This window comes from Levilactobacillus senmaizukei DSM 21775 = NBRC 103853 (assembly GCF_001592085.1).
Classification (GTDB): Bacteria; Bacillota; Bacilli; order Lactobacillales; family Lactobacillaceae; genus Levilactobacillus; species Levilactobacillus senmaizukei.
This window is the reverse complement of sequence record NZ_BCWD01000011.1, coordinates 1-25,937: the sequence shown is the minus strand read 5'-3', so window position 1 is coordinate 25,937 and position 25,937 is coordinate 1. Positions and strand designations below refer to the sequence as shown.

The following is a 25,937-nucleotide window of genomic DNA, read 5'->3' as shown; positions in this document are numbered from 1 at the left end:
TTACAGTAACTAGAAGGCAACCCCTTTTTTGAAAAAAGTTTTCGGATTTTGAAGGACTTCGGTTTAAAAATTTTAGCAGATATGTTAAGTTGATCTCACGAAGTGTCGCCCGTTAATAAGAAAACCCTTTCCATCTTTATAAGGGTTTTCTTTTGATCCATGTCACTATTTCAGGTATAATGCTTTAAAATCAGTCAGTTAATACGATCGGTCCAGGTTGCTCTCGTCTACGCGTGTGCTCCCGACACGCCGATCGTTATTTTTATTCCAGCGGTTTTTACCCGCCGCAAAAATAGGAGGTACTTGCATGCTGCTCTCAATGGAACACTTACGAAAAGAATATCCTAACGGCAAAGTCGCCGTTGATGACTTCAATCTTCAGGTCGATCGCGGTGAATTTATCGCCTTCATCGGTACCTCTGGGTCCGGCAAGACCACGACCATGCGGATGATTAATCGCATGCTGGACCAAACTTCCGGCACCATTAAGATTGATGGCGAGGATATTTCCAAGATGGACCCCGTCAAGCTCCGGCGCTCCATCGGCTATGTCATTCAAAATATTGGGTTAATGCCCCACATGACCATCCAAGAAAATATTGAGATCGTCCCCAAGCTGTTGGGCTGGTCCAAGGAAAAACGGAACACCCAGGCCCACAAGATGATTGAGTTAGCCCAACTGCCGGACGACATGTTGCAACGGTATCCCGGCGAACTCTCCGGTGGACAACAGCAACGAATCGGCGTCGTGCGCGCGCTCGCGGCCGACCAAGACATCATCCTGCTGGACGAGCCGTTTGGGGCCTTGGACCCGATTACCCGAGAATCTCTCCAAGCCTTAGTCAAGCGTCTACAAGAGGACCTCGGCAAGACCTTCATCTTCGTGACCCACGACATGGATGAGGCTTTACACTTAGCGACTCGCGTGGTCATTATGAGTCGGGGCAAACAGGTTCAAGTTGATACCCCGGAAAATATTCTCCGGCATCCCGCTAATCAATTTGTCACCAACCTAATCGGTGAAGAACGCCTAATTCGAGCGCAACCGAATATCTTAACGGTTAGCCAAATCATGTTAGATCATCCCGCCTCAATTCGGCCGGACGAAACCTTAAAGGATGCGATCGATCGCATGCATGACCGGCGGGTTGATACCTTGCTGGTTGTCAATGATCAGAACGTCTTGCAAGGCTTCGTTGACTTAAACGACATCAACCGTATCGCCGACGTGACGACGCCGATCAAGAGCTTCACCAACCGTGAAGTCTTCTACGTTCAGGCCGACTCCCTCATTGGCGACACGGTCGACCGCATCTTAAAGCAAGGCGTGAAGAACGTCCCCGTTGTCGATAGTGAAAAGCGTTTAGTTGGGATTGTTACCCGGACGGCGCTGGTCGATATCGTCTACGATGCTTTGAAAGGAGCTCCAGAATCCGACCACCAGCCGGCCTCGCCAATCAACGCAGACATCCACGCCACGGCAACGAAAGAGGGAGGTGACTCGCAACAATGATGCACTTCTTTGCAACCTATGGTACCCAACTGCTGAGTAAAACAGGCCAGCACCTTTATATCTCCGCGGCGGCCTTGCTCTTAGGCGTCATCGTGGCGGTTCCTCTAGGTGTACTCCTGACTCGGATGCAGCATGGCGCCAACTTTATCATTTCCTTGGCCGGGGTTCTGCAAACCATCCCCGCCATGGCGTTATTAGCCATGATGATTCCCATCTTTGGGATCGGTTCAACGCCCGCCATCGTTGCGCTGTTCATTTACTCTCTGTTGCCAATCCTGCGCAACACCTACTTGGGGATGCAGGGCGTATCGCCCACAGTGAAGGATGCCGCCGAAGGCATGGGCATGACTTGGTGGCAACGAATGACTCAGGCCGAGATTCCCCTGGCCGCACCCGTCATCATGGCCGGTATTCGGCTCTCAGCCACCTACGTTATTGCCTGGGCCACTCTGGCCTCTTACATTGGGGCCGGCGGACTTGGCGACTTTATCTTCAATGGGCTCAACCTCTACCGGTCAGATCTGATCCTTGGTGGGTCGATTCCCGTCATCCTGTTGGCGCTCATCGTCGACTACCTACTGGGCAAGGTTGAAGCGCTAGTTTCCCCACGACAACTACGATAGGAGGTCCGTCATGCGAAAACATTTACGTCAATGGCTTGCCGGACTACTGGTAACCTTCGTCCTATTACCACTGGCCGGCTGCGGACTACCGGGGCTAAATGCCTCGAACGATCAAACGGTCCGAATTGCCTCACAAAATACGACTGAACAGCAAATTATGGCTTACATGATTCAAGGTATGATTCACCATTACACCAACCTTGATTCGACCATCATCAACAACTTAGGTTCCGGCAATGTGAGCTTCAATGCCCTAAAGAACGGCGACGCCGACATCTCGGCGATCCGCTTCTACGGAACCGATCTCACCACCGTTCTAAACGAAAAGTTCCAACGTGATCCCAGCAAGGTTAAGGGTATCGTGACCCGCGAGTTCAACGATCGCTACCAGATGACCTACTTCAAGTCCTATGGATTTGCCGACACCTATGCTTGGATGGTGAAGGCCGACTACGCTAAGCAACACCACTTAACCAAGGTCAGCGACTTGCGGAAATTGGCCCCCAACATGAAGGTTGGGATCGACCAAATTTGGCAGAACCGTCAGGGTGACGGGTATCCTGCCTTTCAGAAGACCTATGGCTATAGCTTCGGCACGGTCTATCCGATGCAAGTCGGCCTGCTCTACGATGCCCTCTCGGCCAACAAGATGGACGCCATTCTGGGTTACTCCACCGACGGTCGGGTCGCCAGCTACCACTTGAAACTACTGAAAGACGACCGCGATTTCTTCCCACCATACGACGCCAGTCCGGTGGCCACAAACGCGATTCTAAAGAAACACCCCGAACTCAAACCGGTCTTAAACCGTCTGGTTGGGAAGATTTCTTTGAAGACCATGCAACACTTGAACTACGAAGTTGACGACGAACTCCAGGAACCACAAACCGTGGCCAATAATTATCTAAAGGCGCACAACTACTTCGAAGGGAGGAATTAGGCATGAAAGGCATGGATTTATTTAGCCAGTTAGTCTACTATTTTTCGCATAACGGAATGTACGTCCTGGGCCAATTCAACCAAACATTCCTGGTTTCCATCTACGGGGTTTTGTTGGGCGCGATCGTTGGGATTCCGTTGGGCATCTGGATCTCTCAATATCGGAAACTCTCACCCGTCATCATTGGCATTGCCAACGTGATTCAAACCATCCCATCGCTAGCAATGTTATCCATCTTGATGCTGGGACTGGGACTCGGACAAACCACCGTCATCGTGACCGTCTTTCTCTACTCCCTGCTTCCCATCATTAAAAACACCTATACCGGCATGATCAGCGTCGATCCCGACGTCTTAGATGCCGGTAAGGGAATGGGCATGACCCGGCTACAAATCATGAAGACCATTCGGATCCCGCTTTCGTTAGCCGTCATCATTGCCGGAATTCGCAACGCCCTAGTGATCGGCATCGGGATTACCGTCATTGGATCCTTCATCGGCTCCGGTGGTTTAGGGGACATCATCGTCCGCGGAACCAATGCCACCAATGGTGGCGCCATTATCTTGGCGGGGGCCTTACCCACCGCATTAATGGCCATCATCACCGACTTGGTCCTCTCTTTTATCGAAAAACGGTTAACCCCGAAGACCTCTTCGGAACGTTAAATCTATCGATTCAGCTGGCCGGAATTCTCCGGCCTTTTTTGGATCGACTTGACAGGTTTTACGTAATCCCGTATGGTAAAACGACTACTACGAAAGGGGTGACCAGCCCAATGACTTTAACTAAATTAATGGCATGTGTCCCCGCAAACGGATAAGGACGTTTTTCCGCAGAATAACTTTTAAGGAGAAATCTCATGAAAAACGTCCATCGATCGGCCCCCTCACTAGGGCTGATCATCACCCTCGTTGGTTTTCCACAAATCAGCGAATCCATTTTCACCCCCGTCTTACCGCAATTGCAGAAGAATCTACAGGTCAGCGCCAGCCGGATTCAACTCACCATGAGTTGGTACTTCATCGCCTTTGCCTTTGGGGTCCTCATCTGGGGACAGCTAGCCGATCGTTTCGGTCGCCGGCCTACCATGCTGGCTGGTATTGTCATTTACCTCATCGGCAACCTCGGGCTGAGTTGGAGTCCCACCTTTGATTGGTTACTATTGAGTCGTTTAGTCCAAGCCTTCGGCGCAAGTGCCGGGTCGGTAATTACTCAAACTATGATGCGTGAAAGTTTTAGCGGGGTTACCGGTGCCAAAATCTTTGCGAAAACCAGTGCTGCCATGGCGTTGGCGCCGGCGTTAGGCCCCCTAATTGGTGGCTGTTTACAGCTTTACTGGGGCGTCCATAGTGTCTTCACGGCCCTAGTCATCCTGGCCATCACGATCGGCGGTTACGCCTGGACTCGACTACCCGAAACGCAACCGGTAAACGGCGAACCCGTGCGGCTCCATCACCGGCAACTATGTCTCCGCTTGCTGCGGGACCCCGTAGTCTGGACCTATGGCCTCCTAATCGGCGGCATTAACGGGATCTTATTCAGCTACTACGCCGAGGCGCCCTTCATCTTCATGACACACTTTGGCTTTTCCAGTGTGCAATACGGCTGGTTGGGCATGGTATTGGCGGCGGCCAGTCTGCTGGGTGCCGTGATCGTTAATCACCTGCTCACTTGGTGGGCCCCCGAACAATTGACCTGGTGCGGTTTAGTCCTCAGCGTCATTGGGGGTGGAAGTTGGCTACTGACCGCCAATTGGCAGCTCGTAATACCCATGCTCCTCGCCATCTTTGTGACCTTCCTGGGACTCAACATTACTCTACCTAATGCCTTGAATCGCGCCTTGGTCGGATATGAGACTGTCATGGGCAGTGCCAGCGGTTGGTTTAGTTTGGCCTATTATCTGCTGGTCAGTGCCATCACCTGGGGGATGAGCGGCCTACACAACGGCCAAATTCTCTCCCTACCTTGGTACGTCCTGGCATTGTGTATGGGGATGCTACTGGTGTTTAGTCGCCTAAGACTGACCCAACGTCGGTCAATTAATCTTGAAGAATAACCAATGATCATTGCCGGACCAGTCCACCATCTGAGGATTGGCCCGGCTTTTTGGTATACTACTAAGTGAAGTTATCGAGAGGAGTTGCCATTGTGGAAAAATTCAGGTCTGCTGTCATCGATTTATCCGGGGGCATTCTCAATTTTTTGGCCAACATCGGCCTGGTCCTGCCCTACCTGCTGATCATGGCGAAATATCAACAATTACATACGACCACCCTGCTGATCGCCCTGGTGACCTTCTACATTTCTCGGTCCGCCAGCATCTTCTACACCCAGCGGCTGGGCCTGAAGTCCGTCACCTACCTCACCCTCAGTCTCGTCTTGGGGGCCGCGGGGGCCTTTATTTTTGCCAGCACGACCAACTTTATCTGGTTGGTCATTGGCAGCCTGCTGTGGGGCTATAGCGCCGCGACCATCTGGCCATACTTTCTCACCGTTAAACTCCACCTCAAGCACTATCGCCACTTCAAAATGAAGCGCCTTTACTGGATTATCTTTGGCCTCTTGGGCTTAATGGTCGCCGCCGACCTGGGATTCCACTTAGCCTACACCCTCTCCTTTGGTGTGCTCGGCCTGCTATATCTCGCGGCCCTCCCCGGCAGTCTCCTGTTACGCGAACCCCTGCGCATGGTCTATCCAGAAATGGATCTCCATCCGGAACACACCAAGGCTTGGCGGTGGAGCCTATCCGTCATTGGCTTCGCCGTCGTCGCCTTTTTGACGGCCCTGCGCAAAGTAACCTTGAGTCTCCCCACCTGGGTAATCTACGTGGCAATTACGACTGCTTTGGTCATTCTCATCTTGGAGTTAGCCGCCGATTGGAAGACACTGCCAACTTTTAAGCTCCGACTATTAAATCGTGGTTTTATCATGACATTGATCCTGTTGTTTAACGGATTCTTCGCCTATTTCTATCTGGGAAAATTGGGAATGTACGCCACCTTTGGCATCTACCTTATCGGCTTCGAGCTTGGTCATCCCCTCTTCATCAAGCTTGAACGGCGACCAGCACCTGGAAAATTCACCCTAAGTGAACTCGCTGTTATCTGTGGGCAAGTTCTCCTATTGATTCCCTGGGTAGGCACCTACATCATCGGCCTCCTGTTGATCACTTTATATATCGGCCACGATAATCCTCAGGTCAATGAGAACCTCTACGACCTGCCGGAATTGAACCCCGACAGCGCCATCATCCGTAAATACCGCTTCTCCACTTATGGCGGGCTACTCTGCCAACTCGCCCTGTTCACCCTGCTAGTAACGGCCAGCACCTATGCGCACACGGACCTCTTAGCATTCTTCAATCCGCACAGCCCCGCTGACTTCAACCTGTATTTTTACGGCCTGAGTTGGCCTCTGACCTTGATTTCACTAGGACTAACGACGCTCCACCTCAGTCAAAAATCACCTAATAAGTAAGCGACAACCGGTCAACGCACGGATGCTGACCGGTTTTTTATTTTCCGTAAAGTGACTTTCACGGTAATGACCATTGAAAATATCCCTTTCAAAACTATACAGGGTCCTGTATAGTTTAAAGATGAGGTGATTTCATGACCAGTGACGAAACGGTGGCCCGCCAAATTATCATCCTTGGCCGGAAGATTCGCCAATGTCGTAACCAATACATCCGCCATCTAAATTTAACCAGCGAACAGGCCGATGCATTGCGCTTCTTCGCCGACCATCCGCAAGAAACGATCGCAGGCTTTCGTACTTATCAGGAAATCACACACCAGACCGCTCGCCAGATTGTCCAAGGCTTGGTACAAAAGGGCCTCGTCGTCCTGACACCGAACCCGACCGATGGCCGCGCCAAATTGGTCACGCTAACCGTTAGTGGCCACGCCAAACGAACCAGCTTAGATCAACACATTTGGCAAACCAGCCAAAAATTACTGACCGACTTTACTCCTCGCGAGCAACGACAACTCCTAACCTTGTTGCAGCGCACGAGTAGCAATTTAGAAAGGAACTGAGTTTGCGTGAAAACGCGTTTATATACCAAAGATGTCATCCTAGTGCTTGCTGCTAGCTTTTTCTTCTTAATGAGTTCCATGCTGATTAACCCGATCATCGCTGGCTTCGCATCGGACATCGGTGCCACCAGCATCTTTGCGGGAATTGTGGCCGGGGCGATGAACTTAACCTCATTGGTACTCCGGCCCCTTGCCGGTAACCTGACTGACCGTATTTCCAAGTACCATTTAACCATCGTTGGTGGCGTTTTAATCCTGATCGCCAGCTTGGGCTATGGGCTGACGGACAACGTCACCCTGATCCTGCTGTGCCGGATCGTCAACGGGGTGGGTTACACGCTCTGTTCTGTCTGCATGGCCACCTGGATGGCCAGCTTGCTCCCTCCCGACCGAATCGGTTCCGGCATGGGAATTTACGGTTTGGCTAACGCCTTAGGGATGGCCGTGGGGCCCGCCGTCAGCGTGTTCCTCTACCAAAACTTCAACTATCAAAGTGTCTTCTGGTTGGCGGCGATCTTCAGTCTCCTGTTGCTGGTCACGATTCAGTTCGTTGGTGACAAAGGGATTCCCCACCCCGACTATCAAGCGTCCAAGACGAAGAATAAACAGCCCGGCTTCCGGTTAGTTCAGCCGAAGGTCGTTCCGGTGGCGGTTATCATCCTGTTGTTCTCACTACCATACTTCGCCACGCAAGCCTACATCGTGACCTACATTGCCCACCGGCATTTCGGTGTGCCAGCCGGGGTCTTCTTCCCCATTTACGCAATTACCCTACTCATTCTGCGGTTAACGCTACGCGATGCCTTCGACCACGTCCCATTTAAACGATTCATCTGGCTCTGCTTAGGCTTTAACCTCCTGGGCTTAATCGGCCTGACGCAACTGAGCAACTGGTTCATGCTGATCATGGCCGCCTTCGGGTTGGCCGCGGGTTACGGCATGATGTTCTCCATCTGCCAAGCAAAATCCTTGATGCTGGTACCCGAAGCCGACCACGGGCTGGCCAACAGTACTTTCTACATTGGGATCGACCTCAGTATGGCACTGGGGCCCATGCTTGGTGGGGTCATTTCGACTGCCCTACCATGGGCTTGGTTCTACCCCGTCATGATGCTGACATTACCCGTGATTATCATGGTTTACCTACCAAATCGTCGCGATCTAGCTAGAAATAACGCCTAATAAGAATTCCGGCCAATTGGTCGGAATTTTTTTACGGGAACCTTTGCCACTGACTCGATAGTCTGACGTCACTCCACTATTATCGAACACTAAAAAAGCCCAGGAATGAAGTATCCCTGGGCTGACATGACTAACTATCAAATTTAGTTTTCCATCCATGAACTGGGCCCTACCGTTGCCGGATGTCAGTCTTAGTAATTAGAAAGTACGATGAGGCCGGGAAGATTTTGCATCGCCGTTATGTAGCAACTATACGTCCCAATACTCATGAGCAGTAAGATCAACCACGGCCACCAACTTGTTAACCAACTTCGACCGCTTACCTTGGGGTCATCGAATCGTTTCCCGGCTGGAACACTCGGTTGTGCCCAGAAGAAGATCAGTAACAGACTCCCAATTACCGGCAAGAGTAGCCACCAGATATGACTCCCCGGCTTATTAATATCGTGCAACCGGCGCATCCCGGCAGAAATCATCATAATGGTAAGCAAGGAGGTTAAAGCAAAACAAATCGCCTTGATGGGAAAAATGATAAATGGGTTTTTCCGAAAATCCAAAATGAACCAGGCTTGAACCAGACTGTCAGCAATGATGGTGACCAGGTACAGCCACCAAAAATCCGCCCGTGAGGTCCGCTTACCAATGGTGAAGGCGTCCCTAAATCCCAATTCTAGAGAATTAATTAGATTGGCATGCTTGGCCGGCTTAGTCGGAATCACCGGTTGAAAGTCTGGCCGTTCGAACGCCGGACCAGCCTTGGTCGGTTCCTCATCGTTACCCACATCTGGGCCGTGGTCCTCAAGGGCCTCAGCGGGTTCTGGACCCTTGTTTGGCCGGCCCAGGGACTCCGGCCGTGACCGATCAGCCTCATTGAGCGGCTTGGTCGTTTCGGCTCGATCCGCCGTGGTCCTTGGATGTTGATCAACGGACGCGGTACTGGCTGGTGAAACCGGTGCCGGCCGCGTTTGGTCTGTCCCACAATTGGGGCAGAACTTGGCTTCGGCGGGAATCTTCTTCCCACAATTAAAACAGAATTTAACTCCTGATTCTTTTGGCACGGCGACCCCTTCTTTCGCGATATAACCCTTCTCGTTTAGTCTACCAAACCTCACAAAGGTTGAACAGTTGCCGTCACTAAAATTTATGGTCCCGGGTCATCAATCCTCTGAAAGGATCCGGTCAACCAGGTTACGCGTGGCCTGAGAACGGCCGGCCTGTTGGTCTTCCAGCCGAAGCTGCGCCTGAGCCAACGCCGACAGGGTTATCGCCTCATCCCGGGCCGGCAAGGCATATAGTCGATGATAGGCCTGCGTCAGCTGAGCAAAATCGTTCGAGTGACATACCAGTTGCTGCAGCTGGTGGGGGGTCACGTGATTCTTCTTGGCTGGTACCCAGCCAGTCAGCGGCTGTACCGCCAATCGGTGCGTAAATGCCATTCGCAGAGCGGCCGGCCACGACGGTGGCAGTTCTCGGTCCGCAGCCAGTTGTGCGCGCAGCGTCATCAGGTCTTGATAAACCGTTGCCGGGACCTGTTGACCTTCCCAACTCTGTTGGAGGGTCGCCAACGACTGCTGCCGTTCATCCGGACCAAGGTCAAACCCCACGGCCGCGTTAAAGAGATCATCTTGCCAATCACGTAACCGTTGAGCGGCTAATCGCCGGGTCACCCGGTTCAAATCCGCCACAAAATACCGGGGAACGATTTGTAACCGTGCGGCCTTAATCTGACCGGTTCGTGAAAACTCTGTCGCCATCACACCTAATTGATAGGAATTGACCAACCGCTTCAATTGCCGCGGTTGAATCACTTGGGTTAACTGCTGTTTAAAGATGGTTAGATCTTTCCGATCCGCGATAAGAGCCGCCACGGCCCGCAAATAGTCGCGATAGCCGGTGGATTGACGAAGTTGTTGCTCCGCTGTCGTTTGGGCAGCATTGGCGGCATCCCAGGCCGCTTGGGCCTCACGTTCGACCAGGTTCTGAGCCTGTTGCTGCGCTCGGCGTCGTTGTTCCTCAAGATCGGCGGTTGCCCGATGGTTGATCGTCTGTAACCCCCGATAGTCATGCAGATACGGTGCCAACTGCCGTTCAGGGAGGCTGATTTGCCGACGTCGTAAATACCCTGTGACCGTCGCCTGAGTCCCCTGACGCACCGCATGCCGCTGCGGCTGCAACTCCTTTGGCAGATTGGATAACGCCTCGCGATCCCACAAGATTTCCGGGACCTCAGGATGTTCGGCGGTTAGCGCGTCGTACTGAGTCACAGCCTGAAAATTATCTTCAGTCGTGATGGTCATCAAGTATTGAAGTTCATCGCTCATGAACTTTTTGACACACTCGGACCCCACCAAAACCTCACGATCCGTAATCCGCAAGACAACATGATACTCATAGCGAACCGGTTTATGGCACAACGCGCAGTGATGCCAGTCTTGCCGCTGATCGCTGTCATTAATGGCGTAGGGTAACCGGGCCAATAGCTTCCACGCCAAGCTCCCCTGAATGAGCCAATTGACCCGCTGATCCAACAGGATTTGCCGCGTGGATCGCGTCAAAAATTCACTGGAATCCTTGATGGTCGGATGATCTCGTAGCGTCGGCAACACTTGCGTTAACTCCGGCACCTGAATCGCCGGTTGACTGAGTTGGAGAAACCGGTTTTCTGCCGGCGTCAGAATAGTCGTTGCCATCATGGTCATCCTTTCTCATTAAAAAATTGTTCTTCCAGCATACCATAATTTATCCAAATACAGAACGCGTGTTTGATCGAAAATAGTTTAAATAAAAAGAGACCTAACTCAATTTAGAATTAGGCCTCGGCAATCTTCTGCGTCACCATCGGTAACAAGTTTTTAATTTTGGGCGATCCACTGCTTCAAAGCGACCCCCGTTCGCGACGTGGCCACATCGACGGCCTGCCGTGGCGTACCACTGTACTGGATCCGGCCACCATACCGACCGGCATCGGGGCCCACGTCAATCAACCAGTCCGCCGCACCAATGACCGCTAAATTATGTTCAATGATAATCAACGAATTACCAGCGGCTACCAGTTCATTGAATAACCTTAAGAGCCGTGCGGTGTCCTGCAAATGCAGGCCAGCGGTCGGTTCATCTAGAAGATAAACCGTTCCCTGCTTGCCCAGTTCAACCGCTAGCTTTAACCGTTGAAGTTCACCGCCGGAAAGCGTGGTCAGGGGTTGGGCCAAAGTTAGATAGCCTAAACCGACGCGATCCAGGTTACCCAGTTGTGCCGCCAGCTTGGGCGAATCGGCAAAGAAGTCACTCGCGGCCGAAACCGAAAGTTGGAGAACTTCGGCAATATTCTTATCATGATAACTATATTGTAGCGCCTGATCACTGTACCGCTGGCCGTGACACAGCTCACACGTCTGCACAACCGGGTCCATGAAGGCCATGTTGGTAATCGTCACACCCTTACCCTTACAGCGGGGACAGGCGCCCTTACCGTTGTAGCTGAACCAGCTCGTCCCAACCCGGTCATTGGCCTGGCTGAACAGTTTACGAATCTCATCCAAAATCCCCAGATAAGTAGCGGGCGTCGACCGAATGTTAATCCCAACTGGAGCCTGAGCCAGGTCAATATACGCCGTCTTCAATTGCCGCTTCAACGCGGTAACCAACGATGACTTCCCGGATCCGGCCACTCCAGAGATCACAGTCATCACGCCTAAAGGCACATTGACACTGACATCCTGTAGATTATTTTGGGTGACATGGGCCAGGTGCAACTGTCCTGTCGATTGACGCTCTGGGCCCCACTGATGGACTTGTCGCAACCATTTACCAGTCAATGTATCCGACGCTAATAATTCTGGATAGGTCCCTGTAAAAGTCACGGTCCCACCACCTTGGCCGGCCTTGGGCCCCATTTCCACCACGTAATCGGCAAAATCAATCATGGCCGGATTATGTTCAACCACTAAAATGGTATTTCCTTTATCCTTCAAGCGCGTCAATGCTTGCTTGATCAATTGGATATCGTGCGGATGCAGGCCCACACTGGGTTCATCCAGAATGTAGACCATGTCGACCAAGGAACTCGTCAGATACTTCGCGATCTTAATCCGTTGAGCTTCCCCACCGGATAAGGAACTCGTCCCGCGATCCAACGTTAAGTAACCCAAACCGATATCAACCAACGATTGAATCTTCGTCGTCAATTCCCGAACCACATCGGTGGCCAGGGGTTCCGTGATCGTCCCCAAAAAGCTCAGAACGTGCCGTAAATCCATGGCCGTGACTTCGGCAATATTATACCCATTGAGATGATTGGTTAAGACCTCGGCCTTCAGTCGCGTACCATAGCAGGTGGGACAGGGCTTGCGGGTGACAATTTCGGCAATGGCCTCGCGGTGATGTTCCGCTTCCTTCTTGCCGATAACCGACCGCCGAATCCGGGGAACCACCCCTTCATATAACGCCGTCCGGGGAAAGCCTTCGCCGGGATGCTTCAACTGCTGCTGGGGAGCATGCATCAAGAGTTCATATTCCTCGGCCGTATAGTCCTTAATGGGCTTGTCATCATCAAACAAACCACTGGTGGCGTAACGTCGCCAACGCCAGGTATTTGGTCCAAAGCTCACAAAGGTGATAGCCCCCTCGTTGAGGGACTTTTCCGGATCAATTAATTTGCTCTCATCAATATCGTCGACGTACCCCAAGCCTTGACAGGTCGGACACATCCCCTGTGGTAAGTTAAATGAGAACGTATCGGAATAGCCAATAAAGGGTTTGCCAATACGCGAAAACAGCAATCGCATGAGGGAATAAATACCGGTATAGGTTGCCAACGTGGACCGGGCGTTCTTCCCTAGTCGTTGCTGTTCAATTACGATGGCTACCGGCAGGTGCTCGATGTCTTTGACGTGGGGCTGCCCAAACTTCGGTAGGTACTGTTGCGTGAAACTCGGAAAGGTCTCGTTGAGTTCACGCCGGGAAGCCGCCGCAATCGTATCGAAAACCAATGAAGATTTCCCGGAACCAGACAGTCCCACGAACACGGTGGTTTCATACTTCGGCACCCGCAGACTCACGTGTTTCAAGTTGTTTTGGGTGGCGTCATTAATCTCGATATAACCCTGATCAAACGTTGTTTGCATCCCGTTACCCCTCTCATGATTCTGATAATCCACTACCTTTTCACCTTAACATATTCTTTTTTAATGGAACAGCACGGCCATTCAATCTTTGATAAGTCACGTTTCTTCGCGCCTTATCATCTGATAGCTGTGTGAAATACCACAAGCGAAATACCCGCGCATTTCCTACCAGACGCTTATACTTTAAATGTGATTATTACTTAAAGGAGGAACCACTCATGTCCTTATTTAACTCGCATCGTCAACTCAATCTTCCCGCCGCCATCATTGCCGGTGGCGCTGCCGGTATCGTTTCTGGCCTCGTTAAGCTGGGTTGGGAAAACGTCTTGCCCCCTCGAACCGAAGCACGGGATGCCACGAATCCCCCACAGACCTTACTAGAACAATTTGGCATCCCCGCCGAGGTCACCCACGCCACCTATCACTATTCTGGCCATTCCTTACCCTGGGTCAGCTACGTCATTCATTTCGGCTTCTCAACGACCTTCGCGGTGCTCTATCAAATTATTGGTGAAAAAATTCCAGCCGTTAAAAAGGACGCCGGAACCTGGTTTGGCTTGGCAATCTGGTTTGCCTTTCACTTAGGCCTCATGCCAGCCATGGGAACCGTGCCAAGTGCCAAGGACCAGCCCAAGGAGGAACACGTCTCCGAGGCCTTGGGTCACATTGCCTGGATGGTCACCAACGATCTGGTAGGTGCCGAAGTCTATCGTCGCTTAGTCGCCGAAAAGAATAAATAAGCCCTAACTACTCAAAGGAGGCGGCGCCTTGAACCAACCCTGGCAAACCAAATGGCCGGAACGTCTGAGCTATGGGCTCAGCGATGCGGCCGATAACTTAGTCTTTCAAATGATGACCACCTACCTGCTGTTCTTCTATACGGACGTTTATGGACTTTCGGCCAGTAACGCTGCCGTCCTCTTCATCGTGGCTCGGCTGGCCGATGTCGTGGAGAGCCTGATCATTGGCCTCATGATTGATCGTACCCATTCTCGCTGGGGTAAGAGTCGGCCATTTTTTCTGTGGTATGCGTTGCCCTACGTGATTTTTGCCATCCTGACCTTCGTCACCCCACCCTTTACCGGTTCGGGCAAGATCATCTGGGCCTACGTCACCTATCTCGGACTCGGCTTCTTCTATACGGCCGTTAATTTACCGATCACCTCAATCCTGCCAACCCTGACCCAAAATGAAGATGAACTGACCCTCCTTGGGGTCATCCGCCAATTCTGTGGTAGCTCGGTGCAAATCATCGTGGCCGTCTTTACCCTACCGCTGGTGGCTCTATTGGGCCGTGGTAATCAACGTCACGGCTTTCTCCTCACCATCGCCGTCTTCGGCCTGATTTCTCTGGTGCTGATCTGGAATACCTTCTTTCATGTTCACGAACGATTTACCAATCCGGAACAAGCCCACCAGTCCTGGCACGCCGTTGGCACCATGCTCAAGCGGAATCAACCGTGGTTAGTGATCTCCGTCGTCATCCTCCTGTATTGGCTGACGACCGCTATTAAGAATCAGACCACCATCTATTATTTCAAATACATTCAGCATAGCGAAGCCCTAGTTCCCTGGGCCAACAGCTTCACCTTTGCCGCCCTCATTGGTGTCTTACTCATCGTACATGCCGCTAGTCACTGGGGGAAGAAACGCACGATGCTCGGGGGGATTGCGATTGCCATCGGCGGACAACTGGTCCTAAGCCTCGGCGTGATGGGGCATCACCTGCCCATCTTGTTCACCGGAATCTTTATCAACTCCGTCGGTAATGGGATCATCATCGGACTAGTCTCAATCATGATTGCCGACACGATCCGCTATGGGATGGCCATGGGCATTCAGGCAGAGGGCATCCTCGCGTCGACCGATGATTTTGGCGTTAACGTGGGGCTCGGGCTCGGTGGCCTGATCACGGCCGGGCTGTTCCATCTCTCTGGTTACTCCGCCAATCATGCACAAAACTTAGCGACCCAACATATGATTACCTTGAATTACGCTTGGTTGCCACTGATCCTCTATGTGATCATGTTCCTGGTGCTTTTGCTCTACAACGAACGCCAGTTACAAGCAGCCATCTCAGATTAAAAGCAGCAGGCCAGTTCGACCACTAAGTAAGGTCGAACTGGCCTGTTAGATAAAAATCAGGTGCCACCGACAACGGTGGCACCTGATTTGCTTTAGTGATTCGTGATCTGCCGATGCTTAATGGGTACTCCGGTTGGAGTTTCGGCGCTTATCATGCAGGCTGTCAAACCCGACGAACCCGGCTTCGATGGCCCGTTCATTGGCTTGATTCAAGACCTTAATAAACCGTTCGCCTTCTTCTTTCCCACCGAAAAAGGTTAACCACCGGTGGAAACGTTCGTCAGTCGCTTGCGACAGGTTCCGTTGAACCCGGCTACCGGCAGCGGTTAAGGTAATGTACTTCACCCGCCGGTCCTTAGGATCGACCTTTTGCATCACATAATTTTCCTTTAGCAAGACGTTAACTTGCCGAGCAATGGCACTCTTAGAGACACCCTCTAACTTTGCGAGTTCAACTAAAGTCTGGCCATTTTTGCTGTGAGCAACATTATCCATGACCATGAACGCCTCAAAAGTTAAATTGTACTTTTGCGTAGGGATGGAAACGAAATCTCCAATATACTTGAAGATATGCATGTATAGATCGTCAAACTGTTGTTTTAATTCTGCTTCAGTTACCGTGTCATTTGTCTCTGTCATTATATGTCCATTACTCCTTCTGTCCAGCATAAAAAAACGATTACACCGGCCCAAATTATCACAACTCCGGGATAAAATTTATTTAGATAATCTGACCCAAGTTACCGACAGAATTGCAAAGTGCATAACGACACAGATAGTTTATCTGCAAACAACCTAATCCCATGATATGAAAGTCCTATTTCCATTATAGAACATGTGTTCTATAATGGAAATAATCTTTCGTTTAGGATGTGATGTTCACTATGCAACGAGCCCGTCAGCAAATCAGGCGTCTACTCCAAACTGCGTATCAAAATAACCAACTGACAACTCTGACATTCAACAATGTTAGTTGTACAGGGACTGTCGATTTAGTGTCGACGAATTCCGTTGTGCTCGGCCTAGCTGCCGGTCAATTTCGTGAAATTCCCCTCACGCAAATTACCCAGGTTAAACTGCACCAATTTCAATCTTGGTGGCATCTGTACGACCGGTCGTCATCTTGACTCTCTATAGTATCGCCTCTCTCCAACAAAAAATAAACCCTTTTTTGCTAAATTGTTGGCAATTTCTTTACAATTTGAAGAAAACGCTCTCTTTTGTGAATCTACGATGTTTGTACCTAATCAACAATTAGACACAAACCTTTTAAGTTAGTCCTAGTCTAGTTAAAGTATAAACCCATTTGGGCTAAAAGTTTGACCACACTTTTGCTAAACTGGTAACAATCAGAAAATTACACAGAATACTTAATTGATTGGGTAAAATCTGTTATCCTCAAAACGACCGATCCAATAATAATTCTGGATGGATCATTTCTGCTTAACTGAGATAGCGAGTGTCATCTGACGATTTTGCCATCTTTGGTCTAACCACGGTTTCACCCAACCCGGCCAACCTGTGGGAGTTCACTGCACTAACGGCCACCTATAGTTGTCGTTCCCGCCGTATCAGAATTTGTATCGTCAATTAGACGAACAAACCCGTGATTCTTCACCTTGAACTCCCAGTACAACATTCTCTCAGGCCTGACATTCCGCGTCAATTTTCAAAAAAGCCCAAGAAACTCTGCGGCTTTTATCTTCTGACCGACCACTTATGCTAGACTAAAAAAAGCAGAATAATTAGTGATGGGGAGAATGTGGATTTATGAGAATCGCACGGAATTTTTTGGGATGGGTCATTCCCATCTTAATTGCTTTGGTCCTGGTCTTGCTGGTCCGAACGTATCTATTTGAAATTGTCAAAGTATCTGGGGGATCAATGGAACCCAACCTGGCCGATAAGGAACGAATGGTCGTGGTTAAACCGCTCAAGATAAGGCGACTCAGCGTTATTGTCTTCGATGCCTATGGCGAAGATCCCAATGCTCAACCGGGAACCAACTACGTCAAGCGGGTCATTGGCTTGCCGGGCGATCAGATCGCCAGTCGTAATGGCAACCTCTACGTCAATGGTCGCAAGCTTAATCAATCTTTCATCGATCAGTCCGAACGCGCCGGTGGAACGGGTAACTGGACACTAGCCAGCCTCGCCCAGCAGCATCACTGGTCAACAACGACCAGTGTGGTTCCCGCTAACCACTACTTTGTGCTCGGTGACCACCGTAGCATTTCAGAAGATGGTCGCGCTTGGGGCTACGTCAATGCTGATAAGGTCATGGGCATCGTGAAGGTTCCCTTCTGGCAGGGAACGGCGACTCATCGTGATAACATTAACCGTCTCGCAAATCACAAGGGCCAGGTACAAGCTTCTTTTAATTGGCAAGGCGCTGCTTCATAAAGTCACCCACAAGGATCGGTCGATTGGTGCCGATCCTTTTTTGTTATACCAATTTGTGAAAGCGCTCACATTTTGGCCGATTTACGTTATACTAATCCTATACACATCCAGACAGGTTCACTTTCGAAGGGAGCTAATCACATGAAGATTTTCAAACGCATTCTGTTAGTTACTATGGCACTTTGTTTAGGTGGATTCATTGGCAATGTTTTTAGTAGTCACTTCGTTAGCCCTGCCTCGGCCGATGATGTCAGTGATGATGCTGAGATTACTATTAGGATCAAATCACATGAATCCACGATGACTTGGTTCGCCGCAGACTTCATTTGCCCGGTGACGGATTCCACCACCAATCGTAAACTCCTCGCGGCAACCGAAAACACACTGAGTGCCGAAGTATTTGACGGCAAGTCATTGTCAATCATCGATGTTGCGGTTGCACTGTCCAACCTCAATAATAATTTGTGGACCGTCGACCAAGCGACCGAATTCGTCGGTTCAACCATAACGACAGACGAATGGTCAGAGTTCATCGATACATTAAAATCAGATAACCTTCCCTTAAAACAATCATTCGATCAAGAAAACTTCAACAACTTCTTAAATAAAAAAACCGTCGACACTTATGAAAAAAAACAAGTTGATGCCGCTTCTGGAAAAACGGCTTATACTCTTCTGTGGTATTACCCGGAAAAAGCCAACGACACCAAAGCTAAGATCACTTATAAAATGGCGGACGGTTCCGCCGTACCAGCAGATAAGGTTCCGGAAAATCCGCGAATCGTTACCGGCGTTAGCGGTGACACCTACACCGATACTAACCATTACCTAATTCCCAAGATTGACGGTTACGAAGCCAATGCCAACGAATTCACCTTTGACAATCACGGTAAGCTAGATGCCGACGGCGACCAAGATATCACGATCACCTACGCCAAGCCATCACCCGTCAACCACTCGACTGGCGCCAGTGAACCCGACGTTGTGACATCTGATCCCTTTAAGGTTTACGGCAAGCGTGGCCTGTACCGCTACCAGAACCCCGATTTCAATAAATCTGAACGACTACAGGGCTATGCCAAAAAGTCCAAGACCTATGCGCCGATCTTTACGGTAGTTAAAACCGTTAAAAACAAGGCCGGCTTGGCCCGTTACCAACTCAGTGATGGCAGCTACATCACCGCCAACCCCGACTACGTGGCCAAACTCTATTGGCAAGGCACCCACTATCAAACCCTTTACGTGACTAATCCCCGTGGCGTCAACGCCCATCAAACCACGACCTTTACTGATAAGTTAGGTCATTACAAACAGGGATCGGCGGTCACCGTCATCAAGCGTGTACGAAAAGGCCAAATGACCCGTTACCAACTTGCCGATGGCACCTACATCACCGGCAATAAGCAATGGGTCTCACCGAACCGACCACGATTGGTCACCCGCGTCAAGGCCAAGACGAAAGTGACTGTTTACCGGAACACCGACCTCAAACGAATTCACACCCACTACGCTAAGAACCACCTCATTGCGGTCAAGGGCTGGGACGACACCAACGGCGACCGTTCAGCTAAGCCCGGTCAAAAACTTTATCGCGTTAGCGGCGGCTATATACTAGCCAACACACGGGATCTCAAGGTCATTAAATAACCATGGAAATGAGAAAAGAAGCTAACACCGATTGGGGTTAGCTTCTTTTCTGTCATTTATAGATACTGTGCCGTGACCGAACGCGTAACGGCCTTCAGGCCGCCGGCGGGCCCTTCGTAGAGCACTTCGCCCCCCTTAGTGCCACCATCCGGACCGATATCAATCAACCAATCGGCTTGCCGCATGACATCCAGATTATGTTCAATCACGATCACCGTGTTCCCGCGGTCCACCAGTCGATTAATAATGCCAATAATTGTTTCGATATCGGCTGCGTGAAGTCCCGTCGTGGGTTCATCTAAGATGTACAGGTTGCCGCGTTGATTAAGTTCCTTGGCAACCTTCAAGCGCTGGCTTTCGCCACCCGATAAGGTTGTGAGGGGTTGTCCCAATGCCAAATATTCGAGACCAACGTTTAACACATGTTGCAGCTTCGTGGCGACCTTGGTTTCGGCAAAAAAGGCCACCGCTTCCTCCACCGTCATCGCCATAATTTCTTCGATATTACGGCTGTCAAAGGTATAGTTCAGCACGGCCGGATCAAAGCGGCCCCCTTGACAGAGGGAACATTCGACCGTTGTGTTCTCCATAAAGGAGAGATTTAACTCAACTTCGCCCTTACCCCCACACTGCGGGCAGGCTCCCTTCGAATTGTAGCTAAACAGGCTGTCGCTGACCGCATTCTCCTCGGCCAACAACTTACGAATGTCGTTCATGACCCCCACATAGGTCGCCGGGTTAGATCGACTATTGGCATGCAACGGTCGCTGACTAATTCGGATAGCTTCTGGATGTTCTTGCGCAAAGACCTGTTCAACCAGCGTGCTCTTCCCGGAACCGGCCACCCCGGTTACCACGGTAAAGAGGCCCTCAGGCACCCGGAGGACTGCCTCCTTCAGGTTGTGTCGCCGACTCGGCTGACTGGTTAGGAAAGTCTTCGGCTTCCGTGGCAGGTCCTTTAGCGGTAAGTGACGGGTCAGGTACTGGCCCGTCAAGGTATCAGACTGCAACAACTCCTGATAACTCCCAGTGAAGGTGATCTCACCCCCATGGGTACCAGCCTTAGGCCCCACGTCTACGATGAAGTCGGCTACCTTAATTACATCGGGATCATGCTCAACCACCAACACCGTATTGCCGTTATCACGCAGCTTTAACAACAGATCATTTAACCGATGGACATCGCGGGGGTGCAAGCCCGTGCTGGGTTCGTCCAAGATATAGAGGAGATTCGTCAAACTATTGGCCAGATACTTAACTGTCTTAACTCGTTGTGACTCCCCACCGGACAGTGTGGTGGTCTCCCGCGTTAAACTTAGGTAATCCAAGCCAACATCGATCAGACTTTGCACCCGTTCCTGAATCCCCTGGACGACACTCTGCATCTCATCGGCTTGAAAGTCCTTTAGGACCCGCGCCAGCTGATCCAATTGCATAGCCGTCAAATCATAAATATTGTAATCATTGATCTTGGCCGCTAGCACCTCTGGTCGATAACGTTTCCCTTCGCAGGTTGGACAAGGGACTTGATCAGCGAACTTCTCGATTTTTTTGCGAGCACTATCGCTAATGGCCTTACCGGTCTTCACGTTCTGGCGGTAGAAAAGCCGTTCGATCCCCTCGAAAGTCCCTTTAATCTGTGAACCTCGATACTCTACGGTGACCGGCTGTTCGCCGTTCATCAATTCCGAAAAGGTCGTCGAATCATAGTCTTTTAGCGGCAAATGCTCATCAAACATCCCCGTGGCGATGATGGATTGGTAATAGTAGCTATTGTTGCCGTAACCCGGTAACTGAATCGCCCCATCGGCAAGGGACAACGACTGGTCCAAGGCCACGGCTTGCTTTAACACGTAGGTTTTGCCGATCCCCTCACAATCAGGACACATCCCCGCCGGATCGTTGAACGAAAAGGCGTTACTAGCCTGACCATAGTGCGGCGTGCCAAATCGGGAAAAGAGGATCCGCAGCAAGGGATTAATATCACTAATGGTTCCCAGGGTTGAGCGCGCATTACCGCCCAACGGCTTTTGATCAATCACGATCGCCGTGGACAGGTGCCGTACGGCATCAACATCCGGTCGCTGGTAATGTGGTAGGTACAAGCGCGTAAAGCTGTCATAGGTACTATTCAGCTGCCGTCCCGCTTCCTGGGCAATGGTATCAAACACAATCGAAGACTTGCCGGAACCCGAGACCCCGGTGAACACGGTCAGCTTATTCTTCGGAATTCGCAGACTGACATTCTTTAAATTATTCTGACGGTCATTCACAATTTCTATGTACTCAGAATCTGTCATCTTGAACCTCCCAATTGACTTGGCAATTAAACATCGGATTCATAGTTTAGCATACCCACTATCTAAACCGAAGCAAAGCGACTATCTAATTTTCCGGTCATTGAAACGACCAAACAAAAACCACCCGTAAAGATCTATTGGACCTGTACGAGTGGCACTTAACGCTATCTAATTAACCTAAACTAATCGTTGTCCACGATGACTTGACCCAGTTCACGACTGGCCATCACGTATTCGTGGGCTGCCTGAATCTGGTCGAGCTTGAAGACCTTAGCAATGGGAATTTCCAAATGGTGATCATTGATTAACCGGAACATCTCATCCACTAGGTCTTGCTTAACCTCGGTCGAATCGAAGCAGGTTAGGAATTTACCGGCTAAACTAAATGGTGAAAACTCCTTGGCTACCCATTCACCGGCCAGCAGGCCAATCACACAGACTACCCCATCTTGATTGAGGTGGGCGATGGAATCAGCCATGGAAACCGTGCCCACCATATCGATGATACCGTCATAGCTTGCCTCAGTATCCAGTTGATTGTCCACGTCCAGCACCGCCGAATCGGCCCCATTTGCCGCAATTTCAGGCAACATAGTTTCTCGGCGGCTCGTTGCGGCCACCGTAAGCCCCATGGCTTTGGCTAATTTAACGGCCGCCAAACCAACCGCCGTAGTGCCGCCCCGAACCAACAGCGTTTGACCCGCGTGCAATCCCAATGACTTAATGGCCCCAATGGCCGTGTAGAAGTTCTCGGGATATTCGGCTAGGGTGATCCAGTCACCATCATAGTCGACCGGGTACAAATGGTCGTCATCAACCAGGGCATACTCCTGATAGCTGCCATCAACCTCACGACCGAAGCCTCCCATCATGGTCATAACCTTTTGACCGACCGTGAGCTTGCTATCCGCAGCGGCCTCGGCCACTTCACCAACAGCCTCGACGCCAATCACCCGGGGGAATTTCACCGATGGTGATCCCCCAGCCCGCGTCAAGACCTCATAACGGTGAACGCCAAACGCATGGATTCGTATAACCGATTGGTGTTCGGTTGCCTTAGGCATTGGCCGATCCACCAGCTTCATCACCTCAACGTTGCCAGGTTCATTAATCACAATTGCTCGCATGCTTATCTACTCCATTCCTTAGTCAGTTGCTTCTTTAATGATTTCAGTATAGAGTGTACCGTAACGTTACAGTCAAGTTCTTTAGTCAGGAGATGCCCTATGCTTACGATTCAGAAATTTGCCGAACTTGCCGGCACGACCCGCCGTACCCTGATCTTTTATGATCAAAAGGATCTGTTCAAGCCCAAGCGCGTTGCCGACAATGGCTACCGATATTATGATTACGACCAGTTATATCGCGCCACGTTTATTCTGGAGCTACGCCGACTTGGTCTCTCCATTTCGGAAATCAAGGCGTTGAATGACTCCCGGGATCAGTCGGCACTCAACGATCGGCTGACCAGCATTCTGAGTCAAATCAACCAACGGATCGACAACCTAAACTTATTGCGGTCGACCCTAGATGCCCGCTTCAACCAACCCACGTCCAGTGAATCCGTGGTGAAAAACCATCCGTTCATCACCACCGGAGCGGCACAGCTATTCTGCCAGTCAAAGCAGTCGGTTGCCTGTACCGAGGAAGAAATCGCCGAAATCTATGCGGACTTTTACCAACGATTAGGTAAGCTCAAACTGATGAATAAAAAGGATTCCGGTTTTCTTACGCAACTCCCTAAGAGTGACGCCAACTTGTATCCCACCGCGTCATTTTGCATCCTGAAGGCCATCACGGCCGACACCGATACGGGGAATCTACCACGACTATCCAAACCAGCTGGGAAATTTGTCGCCATCAATACCACTAACGACACCAAAAACATCTGCATCGGTTTACAGATCCTGGCCGAATACATCACCAATCACCACCTGAAGATCAATCAAGAACTGTGGCAAATGAACCGCGACGAGGCTTTCACCAGCAAGGGGGCTTCCAATCTGGTTTGTCTGCAATACCAAATCCAACCGTAACCACCCAGGCCATCGCAACGCGATGGCCTTTTTGGATCAAAAAGAACCAGACAAACCATCTGGTTCTTCAAACATCGGTTAACTAAACATCTTCTTGGTTGCCCGCGCCAACGTCTTCGGGTCCTTATCGTAGCGTGGCGTCTTGACTAACTTGTCCATCGAAACCCCGGCAAAGTGGTAGGCCGCGATTTCACCGGAACGGGTAGCGCTTTGTTCCGTGAAGATCATCTGGTAAGGTTGGTCAACGAATTCACCCGTGAAGGCTAAATTGGTCGAGTGGTCCGGAATGACCTTTGGCCGATCAGACTTCGCCCGATTGTTAAACAACGCCGAAGCGTAAGGCATGTAGACTGGTACGTTATTCACAATACTATCTAAGATTTCAGCCTCATGATGCTTAATGTTGTCGGGCCCAGGGTCAACCTTGGATAATTGCCCAATTAATTCTTGCGCCATTTCCTTCCCGGTCATCTTGATGTATTGCTTGTGGACGAATTCCCCCGTCCGCCGTGGATACAGGAAGTATCCCCAAATAACCGACTCATTCGGTTGTTGCGTCGTAAAGTGTGGTTGATGATGTACCACGATTGACGTGTTAACGTCCTTTTGGCCTAATGGCGTGATTGGCGTCGTGGACAAGAAGGAGTTCAACGCGTTCCCAGGAACTTGGGTGGTGATCCGCGTGATTTCGTTCAGCAACAGGTGGTTCTTCGTGGTCAACGTGTAGCTGACCCATTCGGAATTCTTCCGGTCATTAAAGAATTTATCAGGGGTTCCTAGGTTGTAGAACCGCTCCGTGGCCTTCTTCCAAAGGGCAGCACTGATCCCGTATTCCATGTTTTCACGGGCTGGCGTGTCGTAGTCCCCCATCGTAGCGGAATCGGTAATCGATCCATTCGTGAAGAAAACCGCCGTGTCATCGTCGATGGTAACATCGTCTTCAGCATCGGTCGCGACATTCTTGACGTGAATACCAGTGACGGTAATTTCGTCTTGCAAGGAGCTGTCGGCGAAGTCCCAGTCGGTCACGATCCGATTGTCTAAGAAGGTCACCCCTTCGTCCTTTAAATAATTAATCAACGGTAACATGAGGCTTTCAAATTGGTTGTAACGGGTTCGGTTGACCCCAACCAGATGTTCAATTTGCGTAAATTCATAAATCATTTGGTGCATGTAACGCCGCAATTCTTGGGCCGAACTTTGAATCCGAAAGGCAAAAGTTGTCTCCCACATGAACCAAAATTTGGTTTGGAAAATATGCGGTGAGTCCTTAAAGTATTCGGCAATCGAGACATTGTCTAACTTGGTTTCTTCACTGTCGGGCATCAAGACCAACTTGGAAAGTAAGACCCGGTCCTTATTATTCAGCCCCAGCTTGCCACCATCAATGATCCCCTTGCCCCCCTCTAAGAGACGGGCCTTGTCAAAGGTCCGGTGGTGAGCATCGAAGTCTCGGGTGTCTTCAGCGGCTGTCATACCGTCTTCTGTCGCCGATGGGACACGATCGAGTAGGTCCATCAGATCCACATAGGTCCGATAATTCAGCATCCGGCCACCACGGGCCACATAGCCCGTTTGGTTACTGAGCGGATGACGCTTATTCCAGTATTCATCGGTAAATTGACTGGTAGAGCCCCCATCATTGGCACCATGCATATCGACACCATAGAAAGTAATGTGGTCACCTTGCCAGTGACCTTCTTGAATCAGATAAACCGCTGCCGCCATGTTGGACAGGCCGGCACCGATCATTACCGCTTTGGTCTTAACCATCAACAACACCTCCATGAGATTGTCTCAGCTCGTTACGCCCCCATTATGCTTGCTTTGTCATGCATTGTAAAGCGGTTTCGCCCGGGAAAAGGAACCTTTCTCGCGTTTTAATATTTGGCCTGCGCTAACTCGGATAAACGTTGATTTGACAGTGATCTGTCGGCATTATTTTCTAAGTAGTCCCTCAACTTATCAACCTCAATTCGACTAATCGGTAACGCTCGTCAACACCGTGTTTTCCCCCAACTCCTGAACAGTCTTTTAAAATCCAACCG

General features: G+C 50.6%; 20 protein-coding genes. 13 read left to right on the top strand and 7 right to left on the bottom strand.

The features are described from left to right. Positions 1–307 precede the first annotated feature (307 nt). The 8 genes from LSE01S_RS05610 to LSE01S_RS05575 all read left to right on the top strand — a co-directional run bounded on the left by LSE01S_RS05610 (position 308) and on the right by LSE01S_RS05575 (position 8,295). Positions 308–1,513 (top strand): betaine/proline/choline family ABC transporter ATP-binding protein, encoded by a 1,206-nt coding sequence (locus LSE01S_RS05610; protein WP_061776652.1) that lies wholly within the window; start codon positions 308–310, stop codon positions 1,511–1,513. Continuing rightward, positions 1,510–2,136, top strand: a complete 627-nt coding sequence (locus LSE01S_RS05605) for an ABC transporter permease (RefSeq protein WP_061776651.1) — start codon at positions 1,510–1,512, stop codon at positions 2,134–2,136. The genes LSE01S_RS05610 and LSE01S_RS05605 overlap by 4 nt, the downstream gene beginning before the upstream one ends. 10 nt (positions 2,137–2,146) lie before the next feature. Beyond that, positions 2,147–3,076 carry an osmoprotectant ABC transporter substrate-binding protein gene (locus LSE01S_RS05600; RefSeq protein WP_061776650.1) on the top strand — a complete coding sequence of 310 codons (930 nt, stop codon included), beginning with the start codon at positions 2,147–2,149 and terminating at the stop codon, positions 3,074–3,076. A gap of 2 nt (positions 3,077–3,078) precedes the next feature. Continuing rightward, positions 3,079–3,741, top strand: coding sequence for an ABC transporter permease (locus LSE01S_RS05595; RefSeq protein WP_061776649.1), 663 nt, complete (start codon positions 3,079–3,081; stop codon positions 3,739–3,741). Positions 3,742–3,935: 194 nt separating this feature from the next. Further along, positions 3,936–5,132, top strand: a complete 1,197-nt coding sequence (locus LSE01S_RS05590) for a multidrug effflux MFS transporter (RefSeq protein ID WP_061776648.1) — start codon at positions 3,936–3,938, stop codon at positions 5,130–5,132. A gap of 92 nt (positions 5,133–5,224) precedes the next feature. Then, entirely contained in the window at positions 5,225–6,553 is a 1,329-nt protein-coding gene (locus LSE01S_RS05585; RefSeq protein WP_061776647.1) for a hypothetical protein, read from the top strand. A gap of 134 nt (positions 6,554–6,687) precedes the next feature. Then, positions 6,688–7,113 (top strand): MarR family winged helix-turn-helix transcriptional regulator, encoded by a 426-nt coding sequence (locus tag LSE01S_RS05580; RefSeq protein ID WP_061776646.1) that lies wholly within the window; start codon positions 6,688–6,690, stop codon positions 7,111–7,113. A 6-nt stretch (positions 7,114–7,119) separates the two neighbouring features. Continuing rightward, positions 7,120–8,295, top strand: a complete 1,176-nt coding sequence (locus LSE01S_RS05575) for an MFS transporter (protein WP_061776645.1) — start codon at positions 7,120–7,122, stop codon at positions 8,293–8,295. 191 nt (positions 8,296–8,486) lie between these two features. Here LSE01S_RS05575 and LSE01S_RS05570 read toward each other — a convergent pair whose 3' ends face one another. From LSE01S_RS05570 to LSE01S_RS05560, 3 genes are all read right to left on the bottom strand, one after another. Next, positions 8,487–9,353 (bottom strand): DUF805 domain-containing protein, encoded by an 867-nt coding sequence (locus LSE01S_RS05570; protein ID WP_061776644.1) that lies wholly within the window; start codon positions 9,351–9,353, stop codon positions 8,487–8,489. 99 nt (positions 9,354–9,452) lie between these two features. Then, positions 9,453–10,985, bottom strand: coding sequence for a hypothetical protein (locus LSE01S_RS05565; protein ID WP_061776643.1), 1,533 nt, complete (start codon positions 10,983–10,985; stop codon positions 9,453–9,455). Positions 10,986–11,147: 162 nt separating this feature from the next. Beyond that, positions 11,148–13,418: an ATP-binding cassette domain-containing protein gene (locus LSE01S_RS05560; protein WP_061776642.1), complete on the bottom strand. Its 2,271-nt coding sequence runs from the start codon at positions 13,416–13,418 to the stop codon at positions 11,148–11,150. A 218-nt stretch (positions 13,419–13,636) separates the two neighbouring features. Here LSE01S_RS05560 and LSE01S_RS05555 point away from each other — a divergent pair, with 218 nt between their 5' ends. Next, entirely contained in the window at positions 13,637–14,158 is a 522-nt protein-coding gene (locus tag LSE01S_RS05555; RefSeq protein ID WP_061776641.1) for a DUF1440 domain-containing protein, read from the top strand. Positions 14,159–14,186: 28 nt separating this feature from the next. After that, positions 14,187–15,503 carry an MFS transporter gene (locus LSE01S_RS05550; protein WP_061776640.1) on the top strand — a complete coding sequence of 439 codons (1,317 nt, stop codon included), beginning with the start codon at positions 14,187–14,189 and terminating at the stop codon, positions 15,501–15,503. A gap of 117 nt (positions 15,504–15,620) precedes the next feature. Here LSE01S_RS05550 and LSE01S_RS05545 read toward each other — a convergent pair whose 3' ends face one another. After that, the gene (locus tag LSE01S_RS05545; protein WP_061776639.1) at positions 15,621–16,142 is read right to left on the bottom strand and encodes a MarR family winged helix-turn-helix transcriptional regulator; all 522 of its coding nucleotides are present in this window, start codon (positions 16,140–16,142) and stop codon (positions 15,621–15,623) included. A 1,131-nt stretch (positions 16,143–17,273) separates the two neighbouring features. Here LSE01S_RS05545 and lepB point away from each other — a divergent pair. Both lepB and LSE01S_RS05535 read left to right on the top strand, forming a co-directional pair. Then, entirely contained in the window at positions 17,274–17,906 is a 633-nt protein-coding gene (gene lepB, locus LSE01S_RS05540; RefSeq protein ID WP_061776638.1) for a signal peptidase I, read from the top strand. A 141-nt stretch (positions 17,907–18,047) separates the two neighbouring features. Further along, the gene (locus tag LSE01S_RS05535) at positions 18,048–19,553 is read left to right on the top strand and encodes a DUF5776 domain-containing protein (protein WP_061776637.1); all 1,506 of its coding nucleotides are present in this window, start codon (positions 18,048–18,050) and stop codon (positions 19,551–19,553) included. 56 nt (positions 19,554–19,609) lie between these two features. Here LSE01S_RS05535 and LSE01S_RS05530 read toward each other — a convergent pair whose 3' ends face one another. Together LSE01S_RS05530 and LSE01S_RS05525 are read right to left on the bottom strand one after the other, a co-directional pair. After that, positions 19,610–21,853: an ATP-binding cassette domain-containing protein gene (locus LSE01S_RS05530; protein WP_061776636.1), complete on the bottom strand. Its 2,244-nt coding sequence runs from the start codon at positions 21,851–21,853 to the stop codon at positions 19,610–19,612. Positions 21,854–22,035: 182 nt separating this feature from the next. After that, positions 22,036–22,980: a zinc-binding dehydrogenase gene (locus tag LSE01S_RS05525; protein ID WP_061776635.1), complete on the bottom strand. Its 945-nt coding sequence runs from the start codon at positions 22,978–22,980 to the stop codon at positions 22,036–22,038. 99 nt (positions 22,981–23,079) lie between these two features. Between LSE01S_RS05525 and LSE01S_RS05520 the strand changes: the two genes are divergently transcribed. Further along, a complete protein-coding gene (locus LSE01S_RS05520) occupies positions 23,080–23,889 on the top strand; it encodes a MerR family transcriptional regulator (RefSeq protein ID WP_061776634.1) in 810 nt (269 codons plus the stop codon). 78 nt (positions 23,890–23,967) lie between these two features. Here LSE01S_RS05520 and LSE01S_RS05515 read toward each other — a convergent pair whose 3' ends face one another. Continuing rightward, positions 23,968–25,662 (bottom strand): oleate hydratase, encoded by a 1,695-nt coding sequence (locus tag LSE01S_RS05515; RefSeq protein ID WP_061776633.1) that lies wholly within the window; start codon positions 25,660–25,662, stop codon positions 23,968–23,970. Positions 25,663–25,937 lie beyond the last annotated feature (275 nt).

Excerpts from the sequence above, each read along its gene's own strand:
- LSE01S_RS05565 (WP_061776643.1), bottom strand. The coding sequence starts at position 10,985 with ATGGCAACGACTATTCTGACGCCGGCAGAAAACCGGTTTCTCCAACTC.
- LSE01S_RS05600 (WP_061776650.1), top strand. The coding sequence starts at position 2,147 with ATGCGAAAACATTTACGTCAATGGCTTGCCGGACTACTGGTAACCTTC.
- LSE01S_RS05560 (WP_061776642.1), bottom strand. The coding sequence starts at position 13,418 with ATGCAAACAACGTTTGATCAGGGTTATATCGAGATTAATGACGCCACC.
- LSE01S_RS05580 (WP_061776646.1), top strand. The coding sequence starts at position 6,688 with ATGACCAGTGACGAAACGGTGGCCCGCCAAATTATCATCCTTGGCCGG.
- LSE01S_RS05605 (WP_061776651.1), top strand. The coding sequence starts at position 1,510 with ATGATGCACTTCTTTGCAACCTATGGTACCCAACTGCTGAGTAAAACA.
- LSE01S_RS05555 (WP_061776641.1), top strand. The coding sequence starts at position 13,637 with ATGTCCTTATTTAACTCGCATCGTCAACTCAATCTTCCCGCCGCCATC.
- LSE01S_RS05610 (WP_061776652.1), top strand. The coding sequence starts at position 308 with ATGCTGCTCTCAATGGAACACTTACGAAAAGAATATCCTAACGGCAAA.
- LSE01S_RS05545 (WP_061776639.1), bottom strand. The coding sequence starts at position 16,142 with ATGACAGAGACAAATGACACGGTAACTGAAGCAGAATTAAAACAACAG.
- LSE01S_RS05525 (WP_061776635.1), bottom strand. The coding sequence starts at position 22,980 with ATGCGAGCAATTGTGATTAATGAACCTGGCAACGTTGAGGTGATGAAG.
- LSE01S_RS05520 (WP_061776634.1), top strand. The coding sequence starts at position 23,080 with ATGCTTACGATTCAGAAATTTGCCGAACTTGCCGGCACGACCCGCCGT.
- LSE01S_RS05515 (WP_061776633.1), bottom strand. The coding sequence starts at position 25,662 with ATGGTTAAGACCAAAGCGGTAATGATCGGTGCCGGCCTGTCCAACATG.
- lepB (WP_061776638.1), top strand. The coding sequence starts at position 17,274 with ATGAGAATCGCACGGAATTTTTTGGGATGGGTCATTCCCATCTTAATT.
- LSE01S_RS05530 (WP_061776636.1), bottom strand. The coding sequence starts at position 21,853 with ATGACAGATTCTGAGTACATAGAAATTGTGAATGACCGTCAGAATAAT.
- LSE01S_RS05535 (WP_061776637.1), top strand. The coding sequence starts at position 18,048 with ATGAAGATTTTCAAACGCATTCTGTTAGTTACTATGGCACTTTGTTTA.
- LSE01S_RS05595 (WP_061776649.1), top strand. The coding sequence starts at position 3,079 with ATGAAAGGCATGGATTTATTTAGCCAGTTAGTCTACTATTTTTCGCAT.
- LSE01S_RS05590 (WP_061776648.1), top strand. The coding sequence starts at position 3,936 with ATGAAAAACGTCCATCGATCGGCCCCCTCACTAGGGCTGATCATCACC.